Origin of the sequence: Methanobrevibacter sp., from assembly GCF_045603845.1 — an archaeon.
GTDB lineage: Archaea > Methanobacteriota > Methanobacteria > Methanobacteriales > Methanobacteriaceae > Methanocatella.
In genome coordinates this window covers 1-24,015 of sequence record NZ_JAZUMY010000102.1, presented here as the reverse complement: position 1 = coordinate 24,015, position 24,015 = coordinate 1, and the positions used below count along the sequence as shown (strand labels likewise).

Below are 24,015 nucleotides of genomic sequence, written 5' to 3'. Positions count from 1 at the left end.
ATCACCTATTCATCAAAATCTCCTTCTTCTTCATCTTCGTCAAAGTTGAGATTACTGTGTTCTTCATCAACTGCATATCCATGTTCGTCAAGCTCTTCCATGATGATTGCATCAAGTTCTTCTTCTTCCTCTTCCTCTTCAACTTTTTCACCGAGCAATTCGGCAAGAGCTCTTTTGGTTACCTTAGCGAGGACTTCCTGATATTCAGGCACTCCTGTTTCACCAAGTTTAGCTGCCTCTTCAATAATGACAGGTACGTATTCTTCAAATACTTTGGAACGTTTTTCCTTTTCTTTAGCTGCTCTTTTAGCTCTGATGTGTTTTTGGAGCTGACGAGCCAGTTTCATTGTAGCCTGTCTGATTTCCTGAACGATTTCAGGTTCAGGTGAAACACTCTGTTTACCTGTTGATAAGTAAGGAACCTGGGTTGAGATGATGTTAACGAATAAAGTCAATGGAGTGTTGTCCAGGTCTTTAAGACCGTAACGTTTCCAGTCAATGCTTTTTAAGGCTTCTGTAATAGCACAGCTTCCTGCATCGAAAGTCAATGGAACCCTGTTGGCGAATCTCATGATTTCTGATTTTCTCTGTTCGTTAACTTTTCTTCCGGAATTTCCTCCGTAAGCGAGTCCCGCTTCGATAATGAATGATACACCGCCTGCGTATGTGACAGGTTTTCTTGTGATTGTTGTGACGAATTCAGGCTTGAGGATTTGCTTCATACCTTTTTCAATCTGTTCTGATCCGATTGGTATGAGTCCGTCGGTTGGAGGGGCCATGAACTTCATTTTCTTGAAGCACTGAACGATAGCTTCAGCTTCAGGGAATGTCATGTCCTTAGGACGTTTGTTCATGTCAATTCCAGTCATTTCAGCTATTTCATCTGCCCTTTTGTTGGACATCCTTGACATTGAAGATGTCAGCATGCTTTTATATCTTCTTTTGTCGGTGTTTTTAGCCATTGTCATTAAATCGTCTGCACTTACACCTTTAGGGTGTGGTAATACTTCTTTTGGCTGTACAGGAACCACATCTGCTGCTCTTTTGAAGATGTATTTGTGTCCTGTCGGATCTCTGAATGTAATTTTGGCGTGAGGGTTTCCGATCATGGTTCTTCTGATATATTCGAAAGCACCCTGTTCCGCCATGGAGTATGAAACTTCTTTGAACTGTAATTCAATACAAACTCCAGTCGCTTCAGCAGGATAGTCTTCCCTTTCCATTAGGATACCAGTGTTGTTTTCCACATCCATCTGGAACTTCATTTTAACTCCTTTGATTTCATCTCCGTCCTTGTAGCATGAAATTACATGTGCAGGTTTACCTGTGGTCATCTGTGATAATAATACACAACCACTACAACCTAAACCCTGCTGTCCTCTTGACTGGATGTTTCTGAATTTGGAACCTGCAAACATTGTACAGTATACCTGCATAACGTAATCCTCAGGGATTCCAGGTCCGTTATCCTTGTGTCTTAATATGTAGTGTTCCTTGTCAACTCTTTTCAATTCAATGTCTATGTCAGGCAATATTCCGGATTCTTCTGCAGCATCGAAACTGTTTGTAATCAGTTCGTGAAATACAATGGTCAATGAACGGATTTTACCGGTAAAACCTAACATCTGTTTATTTTTACGAAAGAACTGTGATGGTGTTAAGCGTTGAAAGTCTTCATCCCAATCTAGTCCTACTTGTTCTTGAGCCAAATTTTTGCCTCCTAAAAATTTTTATAGAATATCTATAATTAAGATTATTTATTTAATATGTATATAAAACGAACCCGAGAGCATTTGAACAGTAATATTTTTACAGTACTCTATCTATGTCGTTGATAAATATGCATTAAATTAATAATAAAAATTGTAGAAAATATAGTTTTTGTACTATGTTACCTATATATGTTGGTTGAAGTATATAATATTTTGCTATTCCTATCGATAATTTTTCAATGGGGAGTCATTATTTTAATGGTGAGGTAAAAAAAATTAAATCAGTAACACGTGAAATGTTACTGAAGGCTTTCTTCATCAAACTTGATTCCGTCCTTGAACTCAATCTTGTCATCATGGATTCCGACAAGATCCTTGAACTCCTTGAGCTTGAGTGTTTCTTTCTTGTTTTCCAAAAAGCCATAAACGGACTTGTGTCTGGAACCGTTTAAAAGCATTTCAACTGCTTCTTTAGCAACCATGACATTATCCATTTCACCAATCAGGGAAACAGTTTTACCATAAACGGCCATATCAACTTCGGCAAGTTCAGTGATGAGTTCACGTGTTTTACCGTTTTTACCAATGATTCTGCCTTTGTATCTTGCCAGAGCCTTTTTGGATTTGCCTACATATAACGGCAATTTCATAATCTCAAGATAAATGTCGTCGTGAATCAGTTTTTTGGCAATTTCAGGATTAAATCCACGTGCAATAGCTTTCACGATATGATTGGCGTTCCAAACACCTAAAGGATCTTCCATATCCTCACGGGGAGTGATATAAACAGTTCCATCATCACTATCAATATCAATTATCGTGCCGGTCAGTTTTTCAATGGATTTCTTTACTTCTCCATTAGGGCCGATTAAGGCACCGACTCTATTTTGAGGTATTTTTAAATAATCTGTTTCAGGCATTTTTATCACCTTCTTTAATTAATTATTTGTATAAAATTCTATTTAATACTTGTTTTTACTTGTTGATGGTTTAAATAATTTGGCATTTCGATAATTAATTTAATATATTTTAAAAGTTATACTACTTATTTAGGTATTAACATGAATGATAAAATAATATTAGGTCTTCCGAAAGGAAGTTTGAATAATGTGAAAAGAGGAAATACTCATCAGCTCTTTGTAGATGCAGGTTATGAAGTAAAAGGATACGAACCTGGCGATGAGTCTTATGAAATAGAAATCTTGAACGATGAAGATATCGTTGCTTTTCTCACCCGTCCGCAATCCACTCCTGTGGAACTGAACAGGGGAATGGTTGATATTGCAATAGTAGGTGAGGACTGGATTAAGGAAGAATCAGTTTTAAGAGAAACAAACACCATCAAGCTCGGTGATTTGGACTATGGAAAAACCCGTCTGATTGTAGCTCTTCCTAAAGAATCACCTTATGATAATCTCACAGACTTTTTCAGAGCAAACAAGGATAGAAAAACTCCAATTTTATGCTTTACAGAATATCCGAACCTGACCAGAAAATTCTTCATGGAAAACGAAGCTTATCAGGAAATCTATGGGGATTCAGTGCCATTTGTTCAGGTCAGAGGTTTGACCGACGGAGACAATGAAATGGTGCAGGTAATCAACTCAGACGGTGCTACCGAGGTTTATATTGCTAAAGGTGCTGATCTAATTGTGGACAATACCCAAACCGGAAGCAGCCTGAGAAAAGCAGGTCTAAAGGAAATAGAAACAATACTTCACTCCTCAGCAGGCCTTTATGCAAGTGAAAAATGCAGTCCTGAAAAGCTTGAAAAGGCAAAACTGATTTATGAACAGCTCCTGGGTGCAATTACCGCCAAAGCATATTTCGATGTAAAATTCAATATTGCAAATAATAAAATCGAAGAGGTTTCAAGCTATCTGATTGAAAATAAGCTTTGTGCTGATGAACCTACTTTAACTCCAGGGTCTGACTTTTCACAGATTAACGTTTTGATTCCAAAATCAAAATTCCCAGAAATGGTTGACGCCATTAAAGGATTTGATGCAACTTCCATCATCAGAAATGACTTAAAACAGTTGATTAATTAAATTCTTGGGGTTATTCCTCAGGATTTTCTTTTTTTTTAGAATTATTTTCGTAAGGATATAGTTTGGTGATATGCATAATAGGATTGAGATTGCTCGTGACTTTGCAAATTCCATCAACTCCGAAAAAATTATTAAAATTATATTATTCTGATCTGTTGTCCGTCAAGAAGATACGGAAGACTCAGATATATGGGATATGATAAATGATGTTGCTTTTCAGATTGTTTTAGATAAACAGGAAGTTATTTCTCCCCATATTGCTAGTGAGTCTAATCTTAATCAGATTAAAGATTTTAGTTTCATACGCAATGTTATGGGGGAGGGTATTGTTATCGGTTAGGGGGAAGAAATTGAATCTTTGTTATTAGTTTAAATTTTAGTATTATATCTTAAAAGAATTATTATCATTTCAAGTGTATTAAATGTTTTAAGGAAGTTAAATAATTCTCAGGTTACTTGCAATTTTACATAACTTTTTTCTTTATTACTCATAAATATATTTGCTATAATGTTAGTAAATAATAAATAATTAAAAATTTACAATACTAAACATAGAAAACTATTTCCATACTTTTAGTTTAATTTATTAAATATGGTTAAATTTAATATTTTAAATTTTAAGGAGGTGATTTTTTATTTCAATCTAAATTTGTTGTTAAAATAAAATATAAATGATAATGAAGGATTTGAGTATTGACTTAATAAGATTTATTAGTTAAGAAATATATAATTAATATTATTCAAAAATTAATTTTTAAAGGGGTGAATCTATTGAATCAATTTGAAAATAATACAATAAGCATGCATTGTAATTTCACTACACTTTATCATTCTATTTCATCTAAACTTGAAGAATTCAAGGAATATATCTTAAAATTGTTGATAAATGAAAATTCACAGTTACTTGGGCAATATTCATATTATTATGATGCATTATTTGAACTTTTAAGCATATTCGATGAATTTAAAAATGAATGCCGTGCACTTTTAAAAACCAATAGAATCATTGAATACGTTTTCAAACACAAAAAATTAACCCCTGAATTAAGACATTATATTAATAATGTATGGAAATCTTTCAGCAACCTTTTAAAATCAAAATTAAATATGTTAAAAGGAAATGTATCAAATGAAGATTATGAAAATGCATATTCCAAATTTCGTGATGAATAAGCATCAATAGCGACTATTTCTATAGTGAAATATATGTTCAAACACATGAATTCGATGATGAAATCAATCAAATAAAATCCATTTTATTTTAGGTGATTTGATGTGTGATAAATATTTCATCGATACTAATGTAGGCATTGCATATACTTTTTTTCCAGATAAATTTTATCCTTCTGTTAAAGAAAAGATTGACAATACTGAAAAAGCATTGGTTTGGTCATCCTTTACAAAATATGAATTTGGACAAAAATTTCAGGAAATTAATGATAATATCGACGATTTTTTTGTAGAAATCCAGAAAGTATTAGCAAATAATGAAGTATACTCTTATGATTTCTTTGAAAGAAATGTGTTGAGAAACACCCAGGATATTGAATTTGATAATCATAAGAAAATAAAGTTATTGAAATTCATTTGGAACAGTGATAAATTCAATTCAATGTTTCCATAATCATTATCTAGGCTTACCTGCGAATTGATGTCCTGTTTTAATCATGAGAAAAAAATTTTTGTTAATAAAATGGAATTATTTGACTGTGGCAGGGACAATTACAAAAATTTCCCTGATGTTTTAGATAAACTAAAAAATCAAATTGATGTTCATAAACCGGATTATATTATTGTTATTGATGCTGATGTCTTTTCAGCGAATGAACCAATAATATTTTTAACAAGTGATGAAAAATTATTCTTAAAAATTAATAATGCAGGTTTTTTAAATATTCAGGGTTACGAATTAATTAAAGAAGCAAATTAAGAAGTTTTATTAATTTTTTAAATTTTCATTTGAAGGAGTTAATTTTCAAATGAATAAATCCATGCTTATTTTGTTAAACATTTTATATATAACTTATTTTCATAAATAACATTCTAATGAAGTTTGAATAATTAAAATAATAGAAATACGTTTGAAACAGTTAATTAAGTTAATAAGTTAGTTTCTGATGAAAAAAATTTTCACCAGAAAAACATGAAAAATCATATTTTATTTTATGGTAAACTGTTAGAATAATTAATTCGATTTAATTTTTAGAATTTAGGATTAACGTATTCCCAAACTTCTTCAAAACTAGTTTTTACGCCTAATCTTGTATATTCATTAACTAGGGTGTTAATGTCCCGTTCAAGCAGTTCTTTTGAAATAGGATTGTCAAGAACCACAGACTGTGACACGTCAATTATCACAGGATTTTCGTCCTTGTTCAATATGTTGTAGTTGGATAAGTCCCCATGAACCAATCGGGCATCATTTACGAATTTTTTAAGTTCAACAAGCAGTTTGTTCCAGAATTCATCAGGATTTTCAGGGTTCTGGTTCTTAACCGGCTGTGCAGGGTTTCCGTTTTCATCTCCAATGAATTCAATAAGAAGCACGTTATTGGAGCTTGTGTAAGGTTCCGGAACATTGACTCCAGCATCATATAATCGTTTAAGGTTTTTATACTCCTTGGTAACCCATGAATATATGATTTTGCGCTTGTTCTTGGTTTTGACGTTGAATCTCGGATCTCCGTTAAGATAATAGTTCATCTTCTTAAAATCAGAGGTGGCTATTCTATAGATTTTAACTGCCACAAATTTATCATCCTTATTGATACCTGTAAGCACATTAGCCTCTTTTCCTGTGCTTATGGCTCCGTTTAAAACATCAATGTATCCCTGATTAGCTATTTTATATAAAGTCTCCAGTGTCAGTTTATCGAAAATTTCGTTACCGACCTTTCTGTCTTCACTGTCTTTTTTTCTTTTCTGTGAATGTAATTTTTGGTGTTTTGCATCTGCTTTAGCTACTTTAGGATCCATTAAAATCAGTAAAAAAAGTGAATGGTGTGGTTACATTTTTAAGTAACCTTTTCTTTCAAGCCAGTTGGATTCTGTTTTGGTGTATCTCCAAATTACGTCTCCTTTTTCATCGGATTGGAAATCCCATGGTTTTACTAGGATAACGTCTCCTTCACGAATCCAAATACGTTTTTTCATTTTTCCCGGAATTCTGGTCATTCTGATGTGTCCGTCTGCACATCTGACTTTTAACTTACCGTGTCCCATGATTTGTTCTACTACTCCAGGTATTTCTCCCTTTTTAGGAGTTCTTACTCTCCTATACTCTTGTTGATTATTATTAGGTTTAGACAAATACTCTCCTCCAAAATTTTAAAATAGCATTTCACAATTTAATATAAATTATTTATATATTTATAAATATACTATATATTAATTTATTGATTTTACAAAAATGGTGTTGAAATGGGAACTGAATTTTTAAAAATAAAAGAGTGCGATGAGGCACAGGACATTATTCAAGATTTGTTTGACAAATACTGCACATCCGAAAGCGAAGAGATAGCTTGCCAGGACGCTTATGGCAGGGTATTGTTCAATGATGTTTACAGCAGAATGGATTTTCCTCCTTTTGACAAGGCTTTAAAGGACGGATTTGCGATTCTTTGTGAAGACAGCTATGGTGCCAGCGAAGAGAATCCGAAGACTTTGGAGGTCATCGATTTTCTGGAAGCGGGTTCAATCACTGATAAAAAGGTTGAAAAAGGCAAATGTATTGAAATAAGTACCGGAGCAGCAATGCCTGAAGGTGCGGATGCCGTTGTGATGGTTGAATACTCAGAAAAATTTGACGATAAGGTAAATCTATTTACCAGCGCAACTCCAACACAGGATGTTGCTAAAAAAGGCTCAGATATTGAAGAAGGCAACTTAATCCTTAAGAAAGGGGATGTTTTAACTCCGGGCAAAATCGGTGTCCTGCTGTCACAGGGATTCGAGACAATTGAGGTTTACAAAAAGCCTACTGTTGGAGTCATATCATCCGGAAACGAAATTACAATGCAGGGTGAAGAGTTGCCATTCGGTAAAATCTATGATGTTAACGGTAACATGATTAAAAACGATGCGATTTCCTGCGGCGCCGATGCAAAATTTTTGGGAGTTGTTCGCGATAACTACGACCAGGTCAAAGAAAAGATTCAGGACTCCATTAAAGACGTTGATATTCTTCTGTGTTCCGGCGGTACCTCAGCAGGCCTTGGGGATGTCATAAAGCACGTTCTCGATGAATTGGGAGAAGTCTACATTCACGGAATTTCAGTTCAGCCTGGAAAGCCTACCATTGTTGGTGTAATCGATGAAAAGCTGATTATAGGTTTGCCTGGAAATCCCGTTTCTGCATTAATGATATTCAATGCGTTTGTAGCACCTCCACTGACCAAAGTTGCCGGAATCGAAAAGGAATTCGAGCAGAAAGTTGTAAATGGAGTTATGACAAGAAGGATTCATTCTCCTGTTGGACGTATGCAATACCAGCTTGTTAAAGTTGATGGCAGTGACGTACATCCAATATTCAAGGATTCTGGTGCGATATTTTCCCTATCCAGTGCTGATGGCTATGTGAAAGTGGAGAAATCTGTTGAACTGTTGGATGAAGGAGAGGAAGTAGAAGTTTATTTATTCAATTAAATTAAAATATTAATAAGGTGTTAACATGGAACATGAAATCAAAATTATTCCTGATCAAAAATTAGCAGTCATTAACTATAAAGGTCCGATTGAAGATTTAGACATTTTAGTTTCTAAATTGGTTGGTTGGGCAGAAGCTGAAGAAGTTGAAGTTGAAGGCGAACCGTTCATTGTCTATTATTCACCAAGACATGAAGTGAACGAAGGAGATGCCGTTTACGATGTCGGAATTGTACTGAAAGAGGATGCAGACGAAAAAGACATAATCCGTGTCGTTGACATGGTGGAACATAAGATGCTAAGCGGAATCCATGAAGGACCGACTGACAACATTTTAGACACTTATGCCAAATTGGTGGATGTTTCACAGGAAAATAACTATGATATCATCGGTTCTCCTAAGGAGATATTAATCAAAAGTTTCCACAACTGTGACAATGAAAACGAGTTTATTACTGAAATTCAATTGCCTATTATTGAAATGTAAGGTGATAAAATGTCAAAAAAAGATTTTGATGTGGACAAAGAAATCGAAAGGATTTCTAGAAAGACCAGAGTCAACATGGCCAAATCAGAAAGAAGCTTTGAAAACAGGTTAAATCAATTGGAAAAAGACATTGATAAAGCCATCAGATCAAAGGAAAGTCTTTTTGATGATTCCAAAGACTTAACATCAAAACATATAACAAATAATTATACAGACAATGCTTTGGAAAGATATAAGAAAAAATTAAATAAAATTTAATCTTTTTCTTTTTCAAACATTTTTAAAAACGATTCCATAGGTATTTCAACACTGAATTCACTGAACGGATTAATGACCACACCACTTATATTTTCCGGATTGTCATCAATCATGTCAGCCAAATCTGATGTGCGGATATCAATTGCTGATGTATGGCCGTGAACTTCATCATCATCCGTGTATAATGGAATAAAAGTTTCTCCAGCATCATTAACTATTTTTAAAGGTTTAAAACGCAGACCGTCTTCAAACTGTATGGTGTCTCCGACAGTAACGTCATCCAGATTAAGATTGGTTGTGATTTCTATAGGCATAATTAACTGTGCAGTTTTAATCTCTTCAAGCAATGAATCGTCATCTTCCTTTGTAGCTTCGCCCGGAGCGATATTTAGCAATTCTTTAATGTTATTCATATTAATCCCTACAATCCGATAACTTTAAGGTCATGAACGAGTATTTTTGGAATGATAAATGATCCTTTCTGTTTTATTTCAGATTTAAGGCCGTTACATTTCTTCATAAGCTCATAAATGTTTCCGGAAATCATGGCTTTTTTGACTCCTTCGCAGATTTCTCCGTTTTCAATTATAAATGCATTGTTTGCCTCAACTGAAAAGTCTCCGGAAATAGGATTTGCGGTATGAGCTCCCAAAACGCTTGTGGTCAATATTCCGCTATCAATTTCATCCAGTCCGACTTCATTTTTAAAGTCAAACACCAGGTTTGACGGAGAGATGCCTGGGGTTGATAAGTAGGATCCTCTATATCCGTTTGAAGTACTTTCACAACCTGCCCTGTTTGCAGTGTAAATGTCATATAAGAATGATTTCAAAGCACCGTCTTCAACCAGTGAGGTCTTTCGGGAAGCGGTTCCTTCACCATCGCACTTGCATGTTCCCATGGCTCCTTCAAGCAACGGGTCATCAATTATTGAAAGGTTTGAATCAGTTATTTCTTCACCAATCTTGTCGTGGAGAATGGATCGTCCTCTTAAAACGTTTTCTCCTATAAATCCCTGAATAAATGTTGAAAGCAATCCTGATGCTGCATAATAGTCAAGCACAACATCACATTCTTTGGTTTCAATGGCTTTCGGATTAAGTGAATCATGAGCCAGTTTGCAGACATCGTCGGTCAGCTGTTCATATTCCAAATCGAGCTGTCTTGATGATGTGTAATCATATGCCGTTGCAAATTGTCCGTCCTTTTCGATGTTGACAGATAATCCTCCGCTGAATGATGTGCCTTCATCAAAAATGGACACGCCATTTGAATTCAATATTAATTCTGAACCTTTCATGGCGGAAAAACCTGTTGAGGTTATTTCACATTCATTTTCCTTTGTTCTTTCAATGATATTTTCAAGAAATTCGCAGCATTCTTCAAGGCTTAAATCATCATAATTCTTGTCATATGTTCCTTTCACATCTTTAACGTCTTCAACTGCTGCAAATTCGTAATTTTCATCAACCTTATTTAATTTTGCATTGTCAAGGGCTTTCTGTGCTGTTTGGCCAATCTTATCCAAGTCAGAAGTGTATGCAAAACCCATTTTATTGTCTTTGATTATTCTGATTCCAACGCCATTTTCTATTTCTTCTTTGGCAAAATTTAAAATGTCCTTTTTGGATTCGACTTCAATGCATTCGCTGTTTGCTATATAAATTTCCCAGTTATCTGACAGTTTTTCAACTTCCTTAACGCATTTATCAGCAATTTCATATATCATATTCATTCACCCAATGCAAATTTTTCAATCGCTTCGGCAACACCGTCACCGAAATTCTTCTCACATGCGTATGTGCTGATTTCTTTCAGTGATTCATCGGCATTTCCAACAGCTATTTTGACTCCGGCCTCTTTTAGGAATTCCTCATCGTTTTCGCTGTCGCCGATAGCCATGACATTTTCCATGTTAATGCCGTTCTGTTCACACAGTCTTCTAAGGGAACTTCCCTTGTTTACTCTTTTATCTGTAATGTGAAGCGCAAATCCACTGTCATAGATTTCCAATTCGTCAGCATGTTCGTAATCCTCAAGAGCCTCTTCAAGAAGTTCCTTTTTGATTGTTTTGTAGAAAACGATTTCCGTTGCGCGGTAGTTGTTGTCATGTGAAGCGTTTTTGGCGTATTCGTCTCCTAACTTTTCTTTCAGGTGAGCATCCGCCTTTTCAATGTATTCTCTGTTTACAAGAATTTCAACAGCATTGTTGTTATATCCTTCCTTAAAAATCATTCCCCCGTTTTCTGCTACAAGTCCGCCGCTGCATCCTATTAATACTTCGGCGGCGTATGCATAGTTAACCACGTTTCCGGTAACGATTATTGTTGGAATTCCTTTCTCTTCAGCAGCCCTCAGTGATTCGATTGCTGAGATGCATATCTTTCTTGTATCGTCAGTTATGGTTCCATCAATGTCGACAGCTATCGCTTCAATTTTCATGATCTAGCCTCTCTTGAATATCTGTGTGCAATGTTACAGGTTCCTTCTTTACTTACCATACAGGCTCCGATAGGGTGGAGCGGATTGCATTCTTTTCTGAATAATGTGCAGTCTTCAGGTCTTTTAAGGCCTGTTAAAATAGGTCCGCAGATACATCCTTTCGGTGCTTCTTTAACGTCCTTGACTTCAATATCGTATTTTTCACGGGCATTGAACTCTGCAAATTCGTCTTTTATTTCCAAAACGGAGTTAGGTATCTTTGGAAATCCTCTCCATTCTCTGCTTGCAACATCAAATACCTCGCCAATCATTTTTGTTGCAATTTCATTTCCTTCTTCCTTAACTGCCCTTGCATATTCATTATCAATTTTTGGTGTTTCATTATGTATCTGTCTTAAAATCATGTAAACTGACATTAAAATGTCTAAAGGATTAAATCCTGCTACGGCCTGTGGAATGCCGAAATCAGTAGAGAAGTACTCGAATGGTTTTGTTCCGATAATTGTACAGACGTGTCCAGGCTGAATCAGAGCGTTCAAACTGGTTTGTCCGGAGTTTATTAAGAAATCTATTGCTGGAGGAATCAGTCTGTGGCATGAAAGCACTGAGAAGTTTTCAGGAGGCGTTGCAAGCAGTTCTGCTGCGGTAGTTGGAGCGGTTGTTTCAAAACCTGCTGCCATAAACACAACATCATTGTCTTCCTTTTCAGCTATTTCAATAGCTTTGTTAATTCCATATACAATTCTCACATCTCCGCCTTCAGCTTTTGCATCTGCAAGTGATCCGTTTGAACCTGGAACCCTTAACATATCTCCGAAGGTAGTTATGGTCACTCCCTTTTCCACCAGTTCCAGACATTCATCTATCTCACGGGATGGAACAACACATACAGGACAGCCTGGACCTGCAACGATTTCCACTTCGTCAGGCAACAGGCTTCTAATACCATTTTCCATTATTGTATGTTCATGTGAACCACACACGTGCATTATTTTAACGGGTGTGGCTAAGTTGTTAATTCTTTCTAATAGCTCTTTTGACATATTTTTCATTTTAACACCAAAGATTTAATATTATATTATATTAATATTAATTATAGATATTAATTAAATTTTTTATATTAACTCGTGATATTTATGTTCAACAACAATAAAATTTTGGTAGTTATTCCGGCTAGGGGAGGTTCAAAAGGAATTCCCCGAAAGAATATCCGTCTGCTGGGGGATAAACCTTTAGTTTCTTATGCTATTGATGTAGCAAAATCTTCTCAGTATGTCGATGATGTTGTAGTATCTACCGAAGACTCAGAAATTGCACATATTGCCGGAAAATTTGGAGCAAGTATTATCAGACGTTCTCCTGATTTGGCAGGCGACAGAATTCCAATAGATCCGGTCATTTTCGATGCAACAGTCCAAAAAGAGAAACAGGCTTTCGATGAATATGATATTGTAATCACATTGCAGGCGACGTCACCTCTTTTAAAAACAGAAACTCTTGACAAAGCTATTGAAAAATTTGAAAGCTTTGATGTTGACACTGTCATTTCTGTTGTGGAAGACAGGCATTTGCGATGGGGATTCAATGAAGATGATAATCGCTGTTTCCCATTGTATTCAGAAAGATTGAATGTCCAATATCTTCCAAAGGAATATAAGGAAACCGGCAGTATTTTTGCAACAAGACGTGGTTTTTTAACTCCCAATTCACGTTTGGGAAATAATGTCGAGTTGATAGAACTTTCAAATGAGGAAAGCTTGGATATACAAACCCATGAGGACTGGTGGATTGCAGAGCATTATCTGAATAAGAAAAAAATGGCCATCGTTGTAGCCACTCCTGATAAACTGGATTCCAACCACATTTACAGAAGCCTTTCTCTGGCATCCAAATTATTCATTGATGACTTCTTATTTTTGGTTGATGAAAAGTATCAGCTTGGTATTGATGTAATTCAAAAATTTGAACATCCATGTAAATTATTCGACGGTAAAGATGAATTGTTTGCTTTATTGGATGAATATAATCCACATATTGTTATTAATGATGTGCTGGATACTACAAAGGAGTATATTGCTCGTTTAAAGGAATCAGGATACTTTGTTGTTAACTTTGAAGATATTGGTATGGGTTCTGAAGATGCTGATGTCGTATTCGACGCATTATATGAGCATGAGGGAGGATTCGGAAATATTTTCTCAGGATATAAATATTACATATTGAAGGATGAATTTTACTTTCTGCCGTCTAAAATCGTAGGTCCCGAAGTCAGCAATGTTTTAATAACTTTTGAAGGAAAAGACGAAATTAATCTGACTGAAAGAGTGTTGGATGCTGTTTTAGCCAGTGGATATGTCGGAAGAATTGATGTTTTACTGGAGAATCGATTTGAAAACAAATCTGAATTTATGGAAAAGTATGAGTTGAATAATAATGTTCAGATTTATTCTAATGTAAATAATGTGGGAGATTTCATGTTAAAAGCAGATATCGTAATTACTTCTGCCGGAAGAACGATGTATGAAGTTTGCTGCATTGGAACTCCGTGCATTTGTATCTGTCAAAACGGACGTGAGCAGACCCATGCATTCGGTTCACATAACAACGGATTCATAAATATGGGTCTTGTTGATACCTTGTCAGATGAGGATATCACAAATCAATTTAAAATCGTGTGGCAGGACTTTGAACTTAGGCAGAACATGAGCAATTTAATGAAAAGCATTGATTTAAAGCATGGCTATGAAAATATCCGTTCTGTGGTTGAAGAAAGATATTGGTCCCGTGACTTTGAACTAAAACATTAAGGTGTTAATATGAATATTTTCCATAAAAAACCATTTTTAATAGCAGATATTGGCGTTAACTATTATGAAATTGCTGAAAAGGAAGAAATTTCACTAATTGAGGCCGCAAAATTAATGATTTTGGAAGCTAAGAAATGTGGTGTGGATGCTGTGAAATTTCAGTCATATAAGACTGAAAACATACTTTCCAGAAAAACTCAGGATTTCAATGGGGATTCTTATGATGAGCTGTTTGATTTATTCAAAAAATATGATCAGTTCTCACAGGAAGAGTTTCGTCAGCTGTCCAGCTATTGTGATGAAATCGGCATAATGTTTTTATCAACTCCATTGGATGTTGAATCCGCCGATTATCTTGATGAGTTTATGGATATTTACCCATTAGCCTCTTCAGATTTAACTAACATTCCATTCATCAAATATGTTGCAGGAAAAAATAAGCCTATTCTGCTATTGACTGGTGGAGCGACATTGAATGAAGTAAAAAATGCCGTCAGGGCTATTGAAGAGGTTTCAACTGTGGACATTGCAATATTGCATACCATTTTATCATTTCCTACAGAATATAGGGATGCTAATTTGCTGATGATTAAGGATTTGGCCAGAAACTTCCCGGAATATGAAATCGGTTATTCAGACCATACAGTTCCGGATTCCAACATGTTCGTTTTAACGTCCGCATATAATTATGGTGCGGATATCATTGAAAAGCATTTCACTTTGGACAAGTCACTTTCGGGTGATGACCACTGTCATTCAATGGATCCTGAAGATGTGATGGTTTTCAAAACCAACATCAGGTTTTTATCTCAAATCAGCGGCATGAGAAATAAGCAGCCATTGATTTATGAATCATCCACCACACGCTCAGAAAGGCGTTCAATTGTACTTGCCAGGGATATTAAAAAAGGGGATGTAATTACTCAGGACGTCTTAACATTCAAGAAACCGGGAATCGGAATATCTCCAAATAGAATTGATGAAGTTATAGGAAAGACTGCCCTGGTTGACATTGAAGAGGACACCATAATCGATTTTGACATGCTTGAATGATTGTTACAATATTTCTTTTTTCAGTAACATTTATTAATAACTTGTGTTTAAGTATTAATTGGTGTTGTCTATGAAATTCTGTTATGAATGTGGATACAAATTAGAAGGCTTTGAAAAATTCTGCCCTGAATGCGGCAAGGAATTTAAAAGTTCTAAAGACACTGAACATTTTGTAGAATCTATTTTCAATCAATTCATAAGTGATGTTGACCAAATTAAAAAAGAAACTCTTCAAATGTTTGATGAAATGGATGTTGAAGATGCATTCGATGACTTTTCCAAAAACTCTAAAAAAGCTTTGAATAGGGATATAATCTATATTAACAGGGCTCGTAGAAAATTGGAAAACTCAGGAGATAACCAAAGGGTAATCTATCTGTGTAATAAGGCATTGCTTGTTGATGAGCTTAATTGGGAAGCATATTACTTAAAGGGAAGAGCATTAATCAACCTTGAAAGATATGATGAAGCTATTGAAGAGTTAATTAACTGTCTGGCCTTAAACGAGGATTATATAGATGCCAGACTCTATGTTGCTAAAGCTTACCATTTAAAAGGTGAAATCGGTTATGCGCTGAAAGTATATGATTCAGTATTGAATATTGATGAAAAATGCTTTGAAGCCCTTTGCGGCAAGGCGTTAATATTCTTTGAGCAGGAAGATTATTTTGAAGCTGAAAAATATTTCAGTAAGGCAAATAATATTTCATCACTGCCTAAGGATTGCAGGTATAAATGGGATGTCAGTTCTAAAAAAATTAAAGAGGAATAACCTTCCTCACTATTTTTTTTCAAAATAAAAAAAGAAATTAAAATTCTGAAGAACAATCTGCTGAGTATTTGCTTAAAAGCACTGCACATTTGTCTATAGTTTCAGAATTTAACTTAATTGTACTGGTTTGTATAGTATTCAGTAATTCTTCAATAAATAAGTCTTCATCAGTTAAAGGCATATTTATAACAACAACTTCGTTATTGATGAATCCTACTAAAGGCTCAACAAAACAATTTCTGATATTGTTTTCATTAAGGAAATTAATCAGATCTTCACCTAATGTCAATGCTTTTTGTTTTATTGCATTGTCCTGGGAGAATTTGGCCTGTTTTGTTGTGTATTTAAAGAGCTTTTGACCTCCAACATTTGTGATTTCAAATTTCTCTTTGTCTTCTTCAGCGGATTTTATTAACTCTATATTCTCATTTTCAGAATTCAGCCTATTTTTAGGATTATACTTTTGAGAAAGAAGTGCATAAATTCCTGTAGGTCCTACAACAACGTGATTTATTCCAACAGGTGAAGTTGGAGTTTTAACATTATAGAATACATAATAATCTTCAGGCAATGTTAACAAGTGTTCTCTGATGATTCTTGTTCTGATTGTCGTTTCTTGAGTATCTCTTGTTCTATAAAGTCCATAAGCTATAATGACGATTCCTATTAATAAAGCTGCAAGCCCTATTCCACTATTGACTAAAATTACTTCAATTACACTTAAAATAAATATTACAACGCCTGCAATGATGATATACTGGTCTGTAGTCATGTTCTTGATATCAAAATCCGGACCATCATTTGCCAGCATTTCTGTTGAAACTATTCCGTCTCCAGGTTCTGAAATGCTGATTTTATTCAGTATTCCGTCAAATCTGCCTTTTTGCTTTTCTTCGGTTGGAGTGTAATATACCTTCATTCCTTTGAAGAATTCATCCTTAAGGAATTCTTTTAATATATTATAATCATTGGTTTTTGGCAATGCAAATTCCTTACCGAATTTGGATAATACCGGTTCTGGAATGGTAGTTCTGGCTGTTTTAGGCGTATTTTCTATTTGCATTCTTTCTTCTTCAAGTTCTTCCTCTGCAATTTTTTGCATCTGGTCTTCTGAGAAGAAATTTTCAAGTTTATCAGTAATGGATTTTATGGAGCGTGCGTTATCTTCAGTCTGTTCTTCAATTTCAGGTTCGGCTTCTTGATTTCTTCTAATTTCTTCAAGTTCCTTTCTCCTCTCATCAATGTAGTTATCTAATTCCTTGTTCATTTCAGAGTCAAGATATCTTAAAGAACCTCCACAACTGTCACATTCGTAGTCAAGTATATTGTCGCTAGCTTTAATTTTATATTTCAATCCGCAATCTTCACATTGGACGATTTGTGAATTGTCATATTTGATTGAGCTTAATATTCCTGAATTGGAGGATGATTGGCTGTTGGAATAATCTTCTAAAAGCTCCAAGTCTCCTGCACATGAAGAACATTCAAATGATGAAATATCGTCATTATCATCGAGTTGGTATTTGGCACCACAGTTCTTACAACATACAACTTTCATAAATATCCTCTTTAATTTGCCTTTATGTTATTAGTTATGTTCAGTTTTTATTATTAAATATATTCATTCACCTGAATTATGGCATATTTATATTCAATTAATAATACTTTAATTTAAATAAAAAGAATAGTCTTCATTTGGATTTTTAAACAGCTATTGAATAACCCATAAATATATGAAATATTGGAGGATTATATTTTATCCTCAGTTTATTTTTTTATAAAGGTATAAATCTTCAATTTGTGTGATTTCACTGTAGTTTGTCAGATTATCCTGTTTCACATTCGAGATATAGTATGTGACATTGCTTTCAATAATCTTGTCAGTAAACTGGTTCGGTATTCCAGTTACGTTATCTCCCAGATACCAGAAATACGGCCGTATATTGTAAACTCCGATTTGCAAATCGCTCCAGTTGTCAGCATCTGATTTGATGTAGTCGCTTATTTGTTCAGGGGCATTGAACTCATTTGTTTCATCAAAGGAATATGTGAATGCGAATCCCTGGATTATAAACAGAACAATTAAAAGTATCGGCAATATTTTCTTTTTGTCTATTTTTGAGTTGATTTCTTCCACTGCCACCATCAAAAAGTAAATCAGCGCAGGAAAAGCAGGCATGATGTATCTGTTTACCTTAATTACATAATATGACTGGAATATGAGGTATGCCAGAATCCAGCAGATCATTGCATATCCCATTTTGCTGTCGCTATCTTTTCCAATCAGATAAAGTCCAAAGAAAACCAGTATGATTGTTATTGTTGAACTGAACATGGAAAATGTGACAAGGGCTATCATGCATAAAAGAATTCCCAATATTTTTTCACGGTTCAACTCAGGTTCATTTCTTCTGGCCCATATAATTCCTCCAACAATCAGAATCAGGAACACCAATCCGGACAGTACTGTCGGATTTGAAAGGGCAGGAGTTTTACCTATAAACGTCGTGTTTGTTGAAGAAATAAAGCTTGGCATATTTACAAGGTAATATGCAAAATCGGGATTGTATGAGCTGTCATGGGTAGATCCGAGATTTCCTCCAACTCCTCCTAAAAACAGGCTTCCGAAACCTAAATTGCCGTTTCCCATTATTAAAATGACTGTCACGATTATTATAAACAGGATAATTCCCACAATCAATCCCTTTTTAATGAATTTAAAATCATTTTCGTTAATTTTCAATGAATTTTCATATAGGTAGTAGAGCACGACTGCAGGCAGAATCAAACCGACGGTGTATCTTGTGAAAAATCCTATGACCAGCAAGGGAAATACTGCAAGGTAATATCGGGGATTGCTTTTTATTGCAAGAACTGTGGCGTAAACAATCCATATTGTGATTGTCACTGCGGGAATGTCCAGACTGCCGTTTGCAAGCCAGGTTAAGTTAAGTGCAAGGGTCGTGTATACTATAGTTCCTGTAAAGCTCAGTAAGCTGTTGAATCTCAATCTTAAAAGTAAATACAATCCAATATTTCCCAGAATTGCGAAAATTCCGGTAACAATGTATATTGCAAGCTTATCAACAAGGCCTATGTCAAATAGCAGTGAAGTTAAAAAACAGATTACGGGTGATAGAAATATATTGTTTGTTGAGTGAACGTTGGTTCCGGCAAAATACTGCGCGTTCAGCAGATAAACATAAACGTCGGAACAGTAAATGCCCAGATTAACATTGAAGTTTATATAATAAACTACAAGGGCAAGACTGATCAGTGCAATCAGTATCAATTCTTTTTTATCAGTAATGTTTGTGTTCATTCAAATCACTAAAAAGATCCTATTGCAAATGAGACGAATGCAATCAGCATTCCGATTTTCAGGAATTTTGAAGTTCTGGCTGCAGTTTCAACGTCCTGATTTCTTATTATCAGTGCCGCCGAATAAACAAAGAGGATGACTGCAATAGCTATTATTATTAAATAAAACATGTTGAACACATGCTGGAAGTATAATAACGGACACAATGCACAATCAAGGATTATTAAAACGAAGGTGATTATTGCAGATGGCTTTTTCCCATATAGTATTGGAAATGTTCGGGCTCCTTCCGCCTTGTCTCCTTCAATATCCTCTATGTCTTTTGTTATTTCACGTGCTGTGGTCATTACAAAAGCGAAAAATCCCAGAAATGTTGAAGTCAAAATCATCTGTTCGGTTCCAATTGAAAATCCTCCAAATGTAAAGCATAATCCTGTCATGAATCCAACAGTTAAATTACCTATTAATGGGGTTGATTTCAGTTTGTATGCATACAGGTAAAGGATAACGTCTGCAATCACAACTATAATGAATGGAATCCAGTTGCTTGTCAGGTAGCTGATTAAAAATCCACAGATTGTTCCGCCCAAAAATAATGAATATGCGTAATTTCTTGCTGTTTTAAGAGCTATTCTTCCTGAAGGTATTGGTCTTGACGGTTTGTTGATTAAATCAATCTTATAATCAAAATAATCATTAATTACATTTCCAGCACTGATTTCAAAAAATACTGCCAGCATTGCAAGTATTATTGGTATGGAAAGAGTATGGCCTACTATGGCTACAAGTACAATAGCTATCATCGCCATTACAACATTTCCCGGTCTAAGTATTTCTATATATGGATTCATTTCATTTTCCCCATTAGTTTTACATTAAACAATAATTATATAAACTATGTTAAGTAATACATATATTAGTATATTATTTATTAAATTTATATTATTACTTTTTAGCTGGTGTTAAATTGAACAAGATTAAAATAGCGATTGTTGGAATAGGTAACTGTGCAAGTTCACTTATTCAAGGAATTCATTATTATGATGGAAAAAACCCTGAAGATGCAATTGGATTGATGCATTGGGATATTGGTGGTTACGAACCTAGTGATATTGAAGTAGTGGCTGCTTTTGATGTTGATAAAAGAAAAGTTGGAAAAACAATTGATGAAGCAATTTTTGCAAAACCAAACTGTACTACTGTTTTCCAGGAGGATATTCCTAAATATGATGCTAAAGTAAGTATGGGTCATGTTTTAGATGGTGTTGCAGAACACATGTCTAATTATGATGATGAATACACTTTTGTTGTCAGCGATGAGGAACCTGTTGACGTTGTAGATGTTTTAAAACAAAGCGGTGCTGAAATTCTTGTAAATTATTTGCCTGTCGGATCAGAAAAGGCAGCAAGATACTATGCACAATGCGCTCTTGATGCAGGAGTGGCTTATGTTAATTGTATGCCTGTATTCATCGTAAGTGATGATGAATGGGATGCTAAATTTAGAGAAAAAGGAATTCCTATTGTTGGGGATGATATTAAAGCTCAAATTGGTGCGACTATCACTCACAGAACACTAGCTAGTTTGTTTATGGATAGGGGAGTAAAATTGGATAAGACCTATCAGATTAATACTGGTGGTAACACCGATTTCCTGAATATGCTCAATAGGGACAGATTAGATTCCAAAAAAGAATCCAAGACTGAAGCTGTACAGTCCGTTCTTAAAGAAAGAATGGATGACAGAGATATTCATATTGGACCTAGTGACTATGTCCCATGGCAAAATGATAATAAATTATGTTTCCTCAGGATGGAAGGACGTACATTCGGTGATGTTCCAATGAATATTGAACTCAGATTAAGCGTTGAAGACTCACCTAACTCTGCAGGATGCGTTATCGATGCAGTCAGATGCTGTAAAATCGGTTTAGAAAGAGGCATTGGTGGTCAATTAACTTCTATTTCTTCTTACACCATGAAACATCCTCCAATCCAATATACTGATGATGAAGCATATGATAATGTTGAAAAATTCATTTCTGGCGATCTAGAAAGATAATTTTTCAATTTCTTATTTTTTTTTAATTTTACAAATTTATTAATATAAGGAATAATAAATATTAATACATAATCAATAAAAATTATTAGATTTTATTAAAAAATTTTAAAGAGGTGTTTAATAAATGGCTAAAGTAAGATTTACTGAAACTGCACTTCGTGATGCTCACCAGTCTTTACTTGCAACCAGGATGAGAACCAGAGACATGATTCCTATTGCAGAGGAAATGGATAAAGTGGGCTATTTTTCTGTAGAAGCATGGGGAGGAGCAACATTTGATACATGTATCAGATATTTGAATGAAGACCCTTGGGAAAGATTAAGAAATTTAAAATCCGAATTTAACAAAACCCCAATTCAAATGCTTTTAAGAGGACAGAACCTTGTAGGATATAAACATTATCCTGATGATGTCGTAGAAAAATTCGTTGAAAAGTCCTATGAGAATGGTGTAGATATTTTCAGAGTTTTTGATGCTTTAAATGATATAAGGAATATGGAAAAAGCTATTAAGGTAGCTAAAGATCAGGGCGCACATGTTCAGGGTACAATTAGTTATACTATCAGTCCAGTTCACACTTTAGATGATTTCGTTAATTTAGCAAAAGATTTAGAAGCCCTTGACTGTGATTCAGTAGCAATTAAAGATATGGCAGGATTAATTACACCAACTGCAGCATATGATTTAGTGTCAAAATTGAAAGAAGAAACAGATTTGCTCGTTGATTTGCACTGTCACTGTACGAGCGGTATGACTCCAATCAGTTATTATGCTGCTTGCCAGGCAGGCGTTGACATACTGGACACTGCTATTTCACCATTATCCTGGGGTACATCACAGCCTCCTACAGAAAGTATGGTTGCTGCATTGCAGGGAACTCCATATGATACTGGACTAGATTTAAAACAGCTGACTCACATAAAAAAATACTTTGACGACATCAGAGAGAAATATGCAACTTTGCTTGATCCTATAGCAGAAAGTATTGATGCTGATGTATTATTATACCAAATTCCTGGAGGAATGCTTTCAAACCTCATTTCCCAACTCAAGGAACAGAACGCATTGGACAGATATAATGATGTGCTTGAAGAAATGCCTCGTGTAAGAAAAGACATGGGTTATCCACCACTTGTAACTCCAACCAGCCAAATTGTTGGTATTCAGGCTGTAATGAATGTTTTAGGTGGAGAAAGATATAAAACAGTATCCAATGAAGTTAAAGAATATATGAAAGGTAATTACGGTAAGCCTCCGGCACCTGTCAATGAGGAAATCTCCAAAAAAATCATTGGCGATGAAGAGGTCATCACATGCAGGCCTGCCGATTTGCTTGAACCTGAGTTTGACAAATTCAAATCAGAAGGTATGGAAGAAGGATTTGTTAAATCCGATGAAGACGCTTTAACTTATGCATTATACCCACCAATAGCTCCTAAATTCCTTAAAGGAGAAGCTGTTGAAGAGGAACTTAAAGCTCCGTCCATTGCAGATGACACTGAAATTGGAATTCCGACCCAATATAATGTTGAAGTTGACGGGGACGTATTTGAAGTTAAAATCATGCCTACAGGATTCATGGAAGTTGAGGAAACTGAAAAAGGACCTTTCACTCCTGTTGAGGGTGGTGTGTTGTCAACCATGCAAGGTATGGTAATCAAACTCAATGTAAATGTTGGAGATAAAGTATCAGAAGGCTCTACCATTGCGGTCATTGAAGCTATGAAGATGGAAAACGACATACAGTCTGAAGTTGCTGGTGTTGTAAAGGAAATCTTCGTGGAACCTGGTGATGCTGTCAGTGCCGGAGATATTTTAATGGTTATCGAATGATAACCTTCATTTTACTTTTTTTTAAACATTATTTGAATATTATTTACTTTTTTTAAAATTTTTTAGACATCTTTAAATATTCTGATTTATATAAATATAATCATCGAAGTTTATTAAAAAACTTTGAATATTTTTTAGGAGACAAAAAGATGAAAAACTACTTTGACATAAAAGACAAAGTCGCTCTCGTCACTGGAGCATCTTCCGGTCTCGGTTGGCAAATTGCTCAAGCATATGCTAGTCAAGGCGCAAAATTAGCATTATTCGCTAGAAGGGAAGAAAGACTTATCGAAAACAAAAAAGAATTGGAAGACGAATATGGTGTAGAAGTAATGTATGCTGTAACAGATGTCGGAGATCCTGAAAATATCGCAGAATCTGTTAAAAAAGTAGTGGATCATTTTGGAAGAATCGATATCCTAGTAACTGCTGCTGGTATGGGTAACAACAAACCTGTTACCGAACAAAGTACTGATGAATGGGATAGACACATCAAAATTGATTTAAGTGGTGTTTACTACACTTGCGCTGAAGTAGGAAAAGTAATGATTGAACAAAACTATGGTAAAAT

General features: G+C 35.0%; 24 protein-coding genes. 13 read left to right on the top strand and 11 right to left on the bottom strand.

Translation table 11 applies throughout. The features are described 5' to 3' along the window. Positions 1 to 5: 5 nt before the first annotated feature. Positions 6 to 1,709 carry a DNA topoisomerase VI subunit B gene (top6B, locus tag ACKI2W_RS10000; protein ID WP_407381717.1) on the bottom strand — a complete coding sequence of 568 codons (1,704 nt, stop codon included), beginning with the start codon at positions 1,707 to 1,709 and terminating at the stop codon, positions 6 to 8. Between the two features lie 302 nt (positions 1,710 to 2,011). Next, entirely contained in the window at positions 2,012 to 2,632 is a 621-nt protein-coding gene (locus ACKI2W_RS09995; RefSeq protein ID WP_407381715.1) for a KH domain-containing protein, read from the bottom strand. A gap of 141 nt (positions 2,633 to 2,773) precedes the next feature. Between ACKI2W_RS09995 and ACKI2W_RS09990 the strand changes: the two genes are divergently transcribed. From ACKI2W_RS09990 to ACKI2W_RS09975, 4 genes are all read left to right on the top strand, one after another. Next, positions 2,774 to 3,763, top strand: coding sequence for an ATP phosphoribosyltransferase (locus tag ACKI2W_RS09990; RefSeq protein WP_407381713.1), 990 nt, complete (start codon positions 2,774 to 2,776; stop codon positions 3,761 to 3,763). Between the two features lie 771 nt (positions 3,764 to 4,534). After that, positions 4,535 to 4,936, top strand: coding sequence for a hypothetical protein (locus tag ACKI2W_RS09985; protein WP_407381711.1), 402 nt, complete (start codon positions 4,535 to 4,537; stop codon positions 4,934 to 4,936). 100 nt (positions 4,937 to 5,036) lie between these two features. Further along, complete coding sequence (locus ACKI2W_RS09980) at positions 5,037 to 5,387, top strand: hypothetical protein (RefSeq protein WP_407381709.1); 351 nt, start codon at positions 5,037 to 5,039, stop codon at positions 5,385 to 5,387. A gap of 69 nt (positions 5,388 to 5,456) precedes the next feature. Beyond that, positions 5,457 to 5,693: a hypothetical protein gene (locus ACKI2W_RS09975; protein ID WP_407381707.1), complete on the top strand. Its 237-nt coding sequence runs from the start codon at positions 5,457 to 5,459 to the stop codon at positions 5,691 to 5,693. Between the two features lie 272 nt (positions 5,694 to 5,965). Here the strand turns inward: ACKI2W_RS09975 and ACKI2W_RS09970 are convergent, their stop codons facing one another. Both ACKI2W_RS09970 and eif1A read right to left on the bottom strand, forming a co-directional pair. Beyond that, positions 5,966 to 6,739, bottom strand: coding sequence for a serine protein kinase RIO (locus ACKI2W_RS09970; RefSeq protein ID WP_407381705.1), 774 nt, complete (start codon positions 6,737 to 6,739; stop codon positions 5,966 to 5,968). Between the two features lie 30 nt (positions 6,740 to 6,769). Continuing rightward, on the bottom strand, positions 6,770 to 7,072 hold the full coding sequence (gene eif1A / locus ACKI2W_RS09965; RefSeq protein WP_149731155.1) for a translation initiation factor eIF-1A: 303 nt from the start codon (positions 7,070 to 7,072) through the stop codon (positions 6,770 to 6,772). A gap of 111 nt (positions 7,073 to 7,183) precedes the next feature. Here eif1A and glp point away from each other — a divergent pair, with 111 nt between their 5' ends. Genes glp through ACKI2W_RS09950 form a run of 3 tightly spaced genes read left to right on the top strand, consistent with a single transcriptional unit; the run spans position 7,184 to position 9,152 of the window. Beyond that, a complete protein-coding gene (gene glp, locus ACKI2W_RS09960; protein ID WP_407381703.1) occupies positions 7,184 to 8,407 on the top strand; it encodes a gephyrin-like molybdotransferase Glp in 1,224 nt (407 codons plus the stop codon). Positions 8,408 to 8,432: 25 nt separating this feature from the next. Continuing rightward, positions 8,433 to 8,894, top strand: a complete 462-nt coding sequence (locus ACKI2W_RS09955) for a GyrI-like domain-containing protein (RefSeq protein ID WP_407381701.1) — start codon at positions 8,433 to 8,435, stop codon at positions 8,892 to 8,894. Positions 8,895 to 8,903: 9 nt separating this feature from the next. After that, positions 8,904 to 9,152, top strand: a complete 249-nt coding sequence (locus ACKI2W_RS09950; RefSeq protein ID WP_407381699.1) for a hypothetical protein — start codon at positions 8,904 to 8,906, stop codon at positions 9,150 to 9,152. On the opposite strand, the gene ACKI2W_RS09945 is transcribed toward ACKI2W_RS09950, so the two are convergent. The 4 genes from ACKI2W_RS09945 to hypD are packed head-to-tail and all read right to left on the bottom strand — an operon-like array spanning position 9,149 to position 12,646. After that, complete coding sequence (locus ACKI2W_RS09945; protein WP_407381697.1) at positions 9,149 to 9,565, bottom strand: SseB family protein; 417 nt, start codon at positions 9,563 to 9,565, stop codon at positions 9,149 to 9,151. The two genes, ACKI2W_RS09950 and ACKI2W_RS09945, sit on opposite strands and share 4 nt — an antisense overlap. Positions 9,566 to 9,573: 8 nt before the next feature. Continuing rightward, positions 9,574 to 10,881, bottom strand: coding sequence for a TldD/PmbA family protein (locus tag ACKI2W_RS09940; protein WP_407381695.1), 1,308 nt, complete (start codon positions 10,879 to 10,881; stop codon positions 9,574 to 9,576). 2 nt (positions 10,882 to 10,883) lie between these two features. Then, the gene (locus tag ACKI2W_RS09935; protein WP_407381693.1) at positions 10,884 to 11,594 is read right to left on the bottom strand and encodes a phosphoglycolate phosphatase; all 711 of its coding nucleotides are present in this window, start codon (positions 11,592 to 11,594) and stop codon (positions 10,884 to 10,886) included. Beyond that, positions 11,591 to 12,646 (bottom strand): hydrogenase formation protein HypD, encoded by a 1,056-nt coding sequence (gene hypD, locus ACKI2W_RS09930; protein ID WP_407381691.1) that lies wholly within the window; start codon positions 12,644 to 12,646, stop codon positions 11,591 to 11,593. The genes ACKI2W_RS09935 and hypD overlap by 4 nt, the downstream gene beginning before the upstream one ends. Positions 12,647 to 12,751: 105 nt before the next feature. Here hypD and ACKI2W_RS09925 point away from each other — a divergent pair, with 105 nt between their 5' ends. From ACKI2W_RS09925 to ACKI2W_RS09915, 3 genes are all read left to right on the top strand, one after another. After that, positions 12,752 to 14,401 carry a cytidylyltransferase domain-containing protein gene (locus ACKI2W_RS09925; protein WP_407381689.1) on the top strand — a complete coding sequence of 550 codons (1,650 nt, stop codon included), beginning with the start codon at positions 12,752 to 12,754 and terminating at the stop codon, positions 14,399 to 14,401. 9 nt (positions 14,402 to 14,410) lie between these two features. Next, complete coding sequence (locus tag ACKI2W_RS09920) at positions 14,411 to 15,454, top strand: N-acetylneuraminate synthase family protein (RefSeq protein WP_407381687.1); 1,044 nt, start codon at positions 14,411 to 14,413, stop codon at positions 15,452 to 15,454. 70 nt (positions 15,455 to 15,524) lie between these two features. Continuing rightward, on the top strand, positions 15,525 to 16,226 hold the full coding sequence (locus ACKI2W_RS09915) for a hypothetical protein (RefSeq protein ID WP_407381685.1): 702 nt from the start codon (positions 15,525 to 15,527) through the stop codon (positions 16,224 to 16,226). Positions 16,227 to 16,263: 37 nt separating this feature from the next. Here the strand turns inward: ACKI2W_RS09915 and ACKI2W_RS09910 are convergent, their stop codons facing one another. The 3 genes from ACKI2W_RS09910 to ACKI2W_RS09900 all read right to left on the bottom strand — a co-directional run bounded on the left by ACKI2W_RS09910 (position 16,264) and on the right by ACKI2W_RS09900 (position 20,399). Further along, on the bottom strand, positions 16,264 to 17,784 hold the full coding sequence (locus ACKI2W_RS09910; RefSeq protein WP_407381683.1) for an NERD domain-containing protein: 1,521 nt from the start codon (positions 17,782 to 17,784) through the stop codon (positions 16,264 to 16,266). Positions 17,785 to 17,988: 204 nt separating this feature from the next. After that, positions 17,989 to 19,548, bottom strand: a complete 1,560-nt coding sequence (locus ACKI2W_RS09905) for a glycosyltransferase family 39 protein (RefSeq protein WP_407381682.1) — start codon at positions 19,546 to 19,548, stop codon at positions 17,989 to 17,991. Between the two features lie 8 nt (positions 19,549 to 19,556). Further along, on the bottom strand, positions 19,557 to 20,399 hold the full coding sequence (locus ACKI2W_RS09900; RefSeq protein WP_407381680.1) for a UbiA family prenyltransferase: 843 nt from the start codon (positions 20,397 to 20,399) through the stop codon (positions 19,557 to 19,559). 116 nt (positions 20,400 to 20,515) lie between these two features. Between ACKI2W_RS09900 and ACKI2W_RS09895 the strand changes: the two genes are divergently transcribed. From ACKI2W_RS09895 to ACKI2W_RS09885, 3 genes are all read left to right on the top strand, one after another. Beyond that, complete coding sequence (locus ACKI2W_RS09895) at positions 20,516 to 21,610, top strand: inositol-3-phosphate synthase (protein WP_407381678.1); 1,095 nt, start codon at positions 20,516 to 20,518, stop codon at positions 21,608 to 21,610. 124 nt (positions 21,611 to 21,734) lie between these two features. Next, the gene (gene oadA / locus ACKI2W_RS09890) at positions 21,735 to 23,444 is read left to right on the top strand and encodes a sodium-extruding oxaloacetate decarboxylase subunit alpha (RefSeq protein ID WP_407381676.1); all 1,710 of its coding nucleotides are present in this window, start codon (positions 21,735 to 21,737) and stop codon (positions 23,442 to 23,444) included. Positions 23,445 to 23,593: 149 nt separating this feature from the next. Beyond that, positions 23,594 to 24,015 (top strand): SDR family NAD(P)-dependent oxidoreductase (locus ACKI2W_RS09885; protein ID WP_407381673.1); only part of this gene is annotated, 422 nt, incomplete at its 3' end.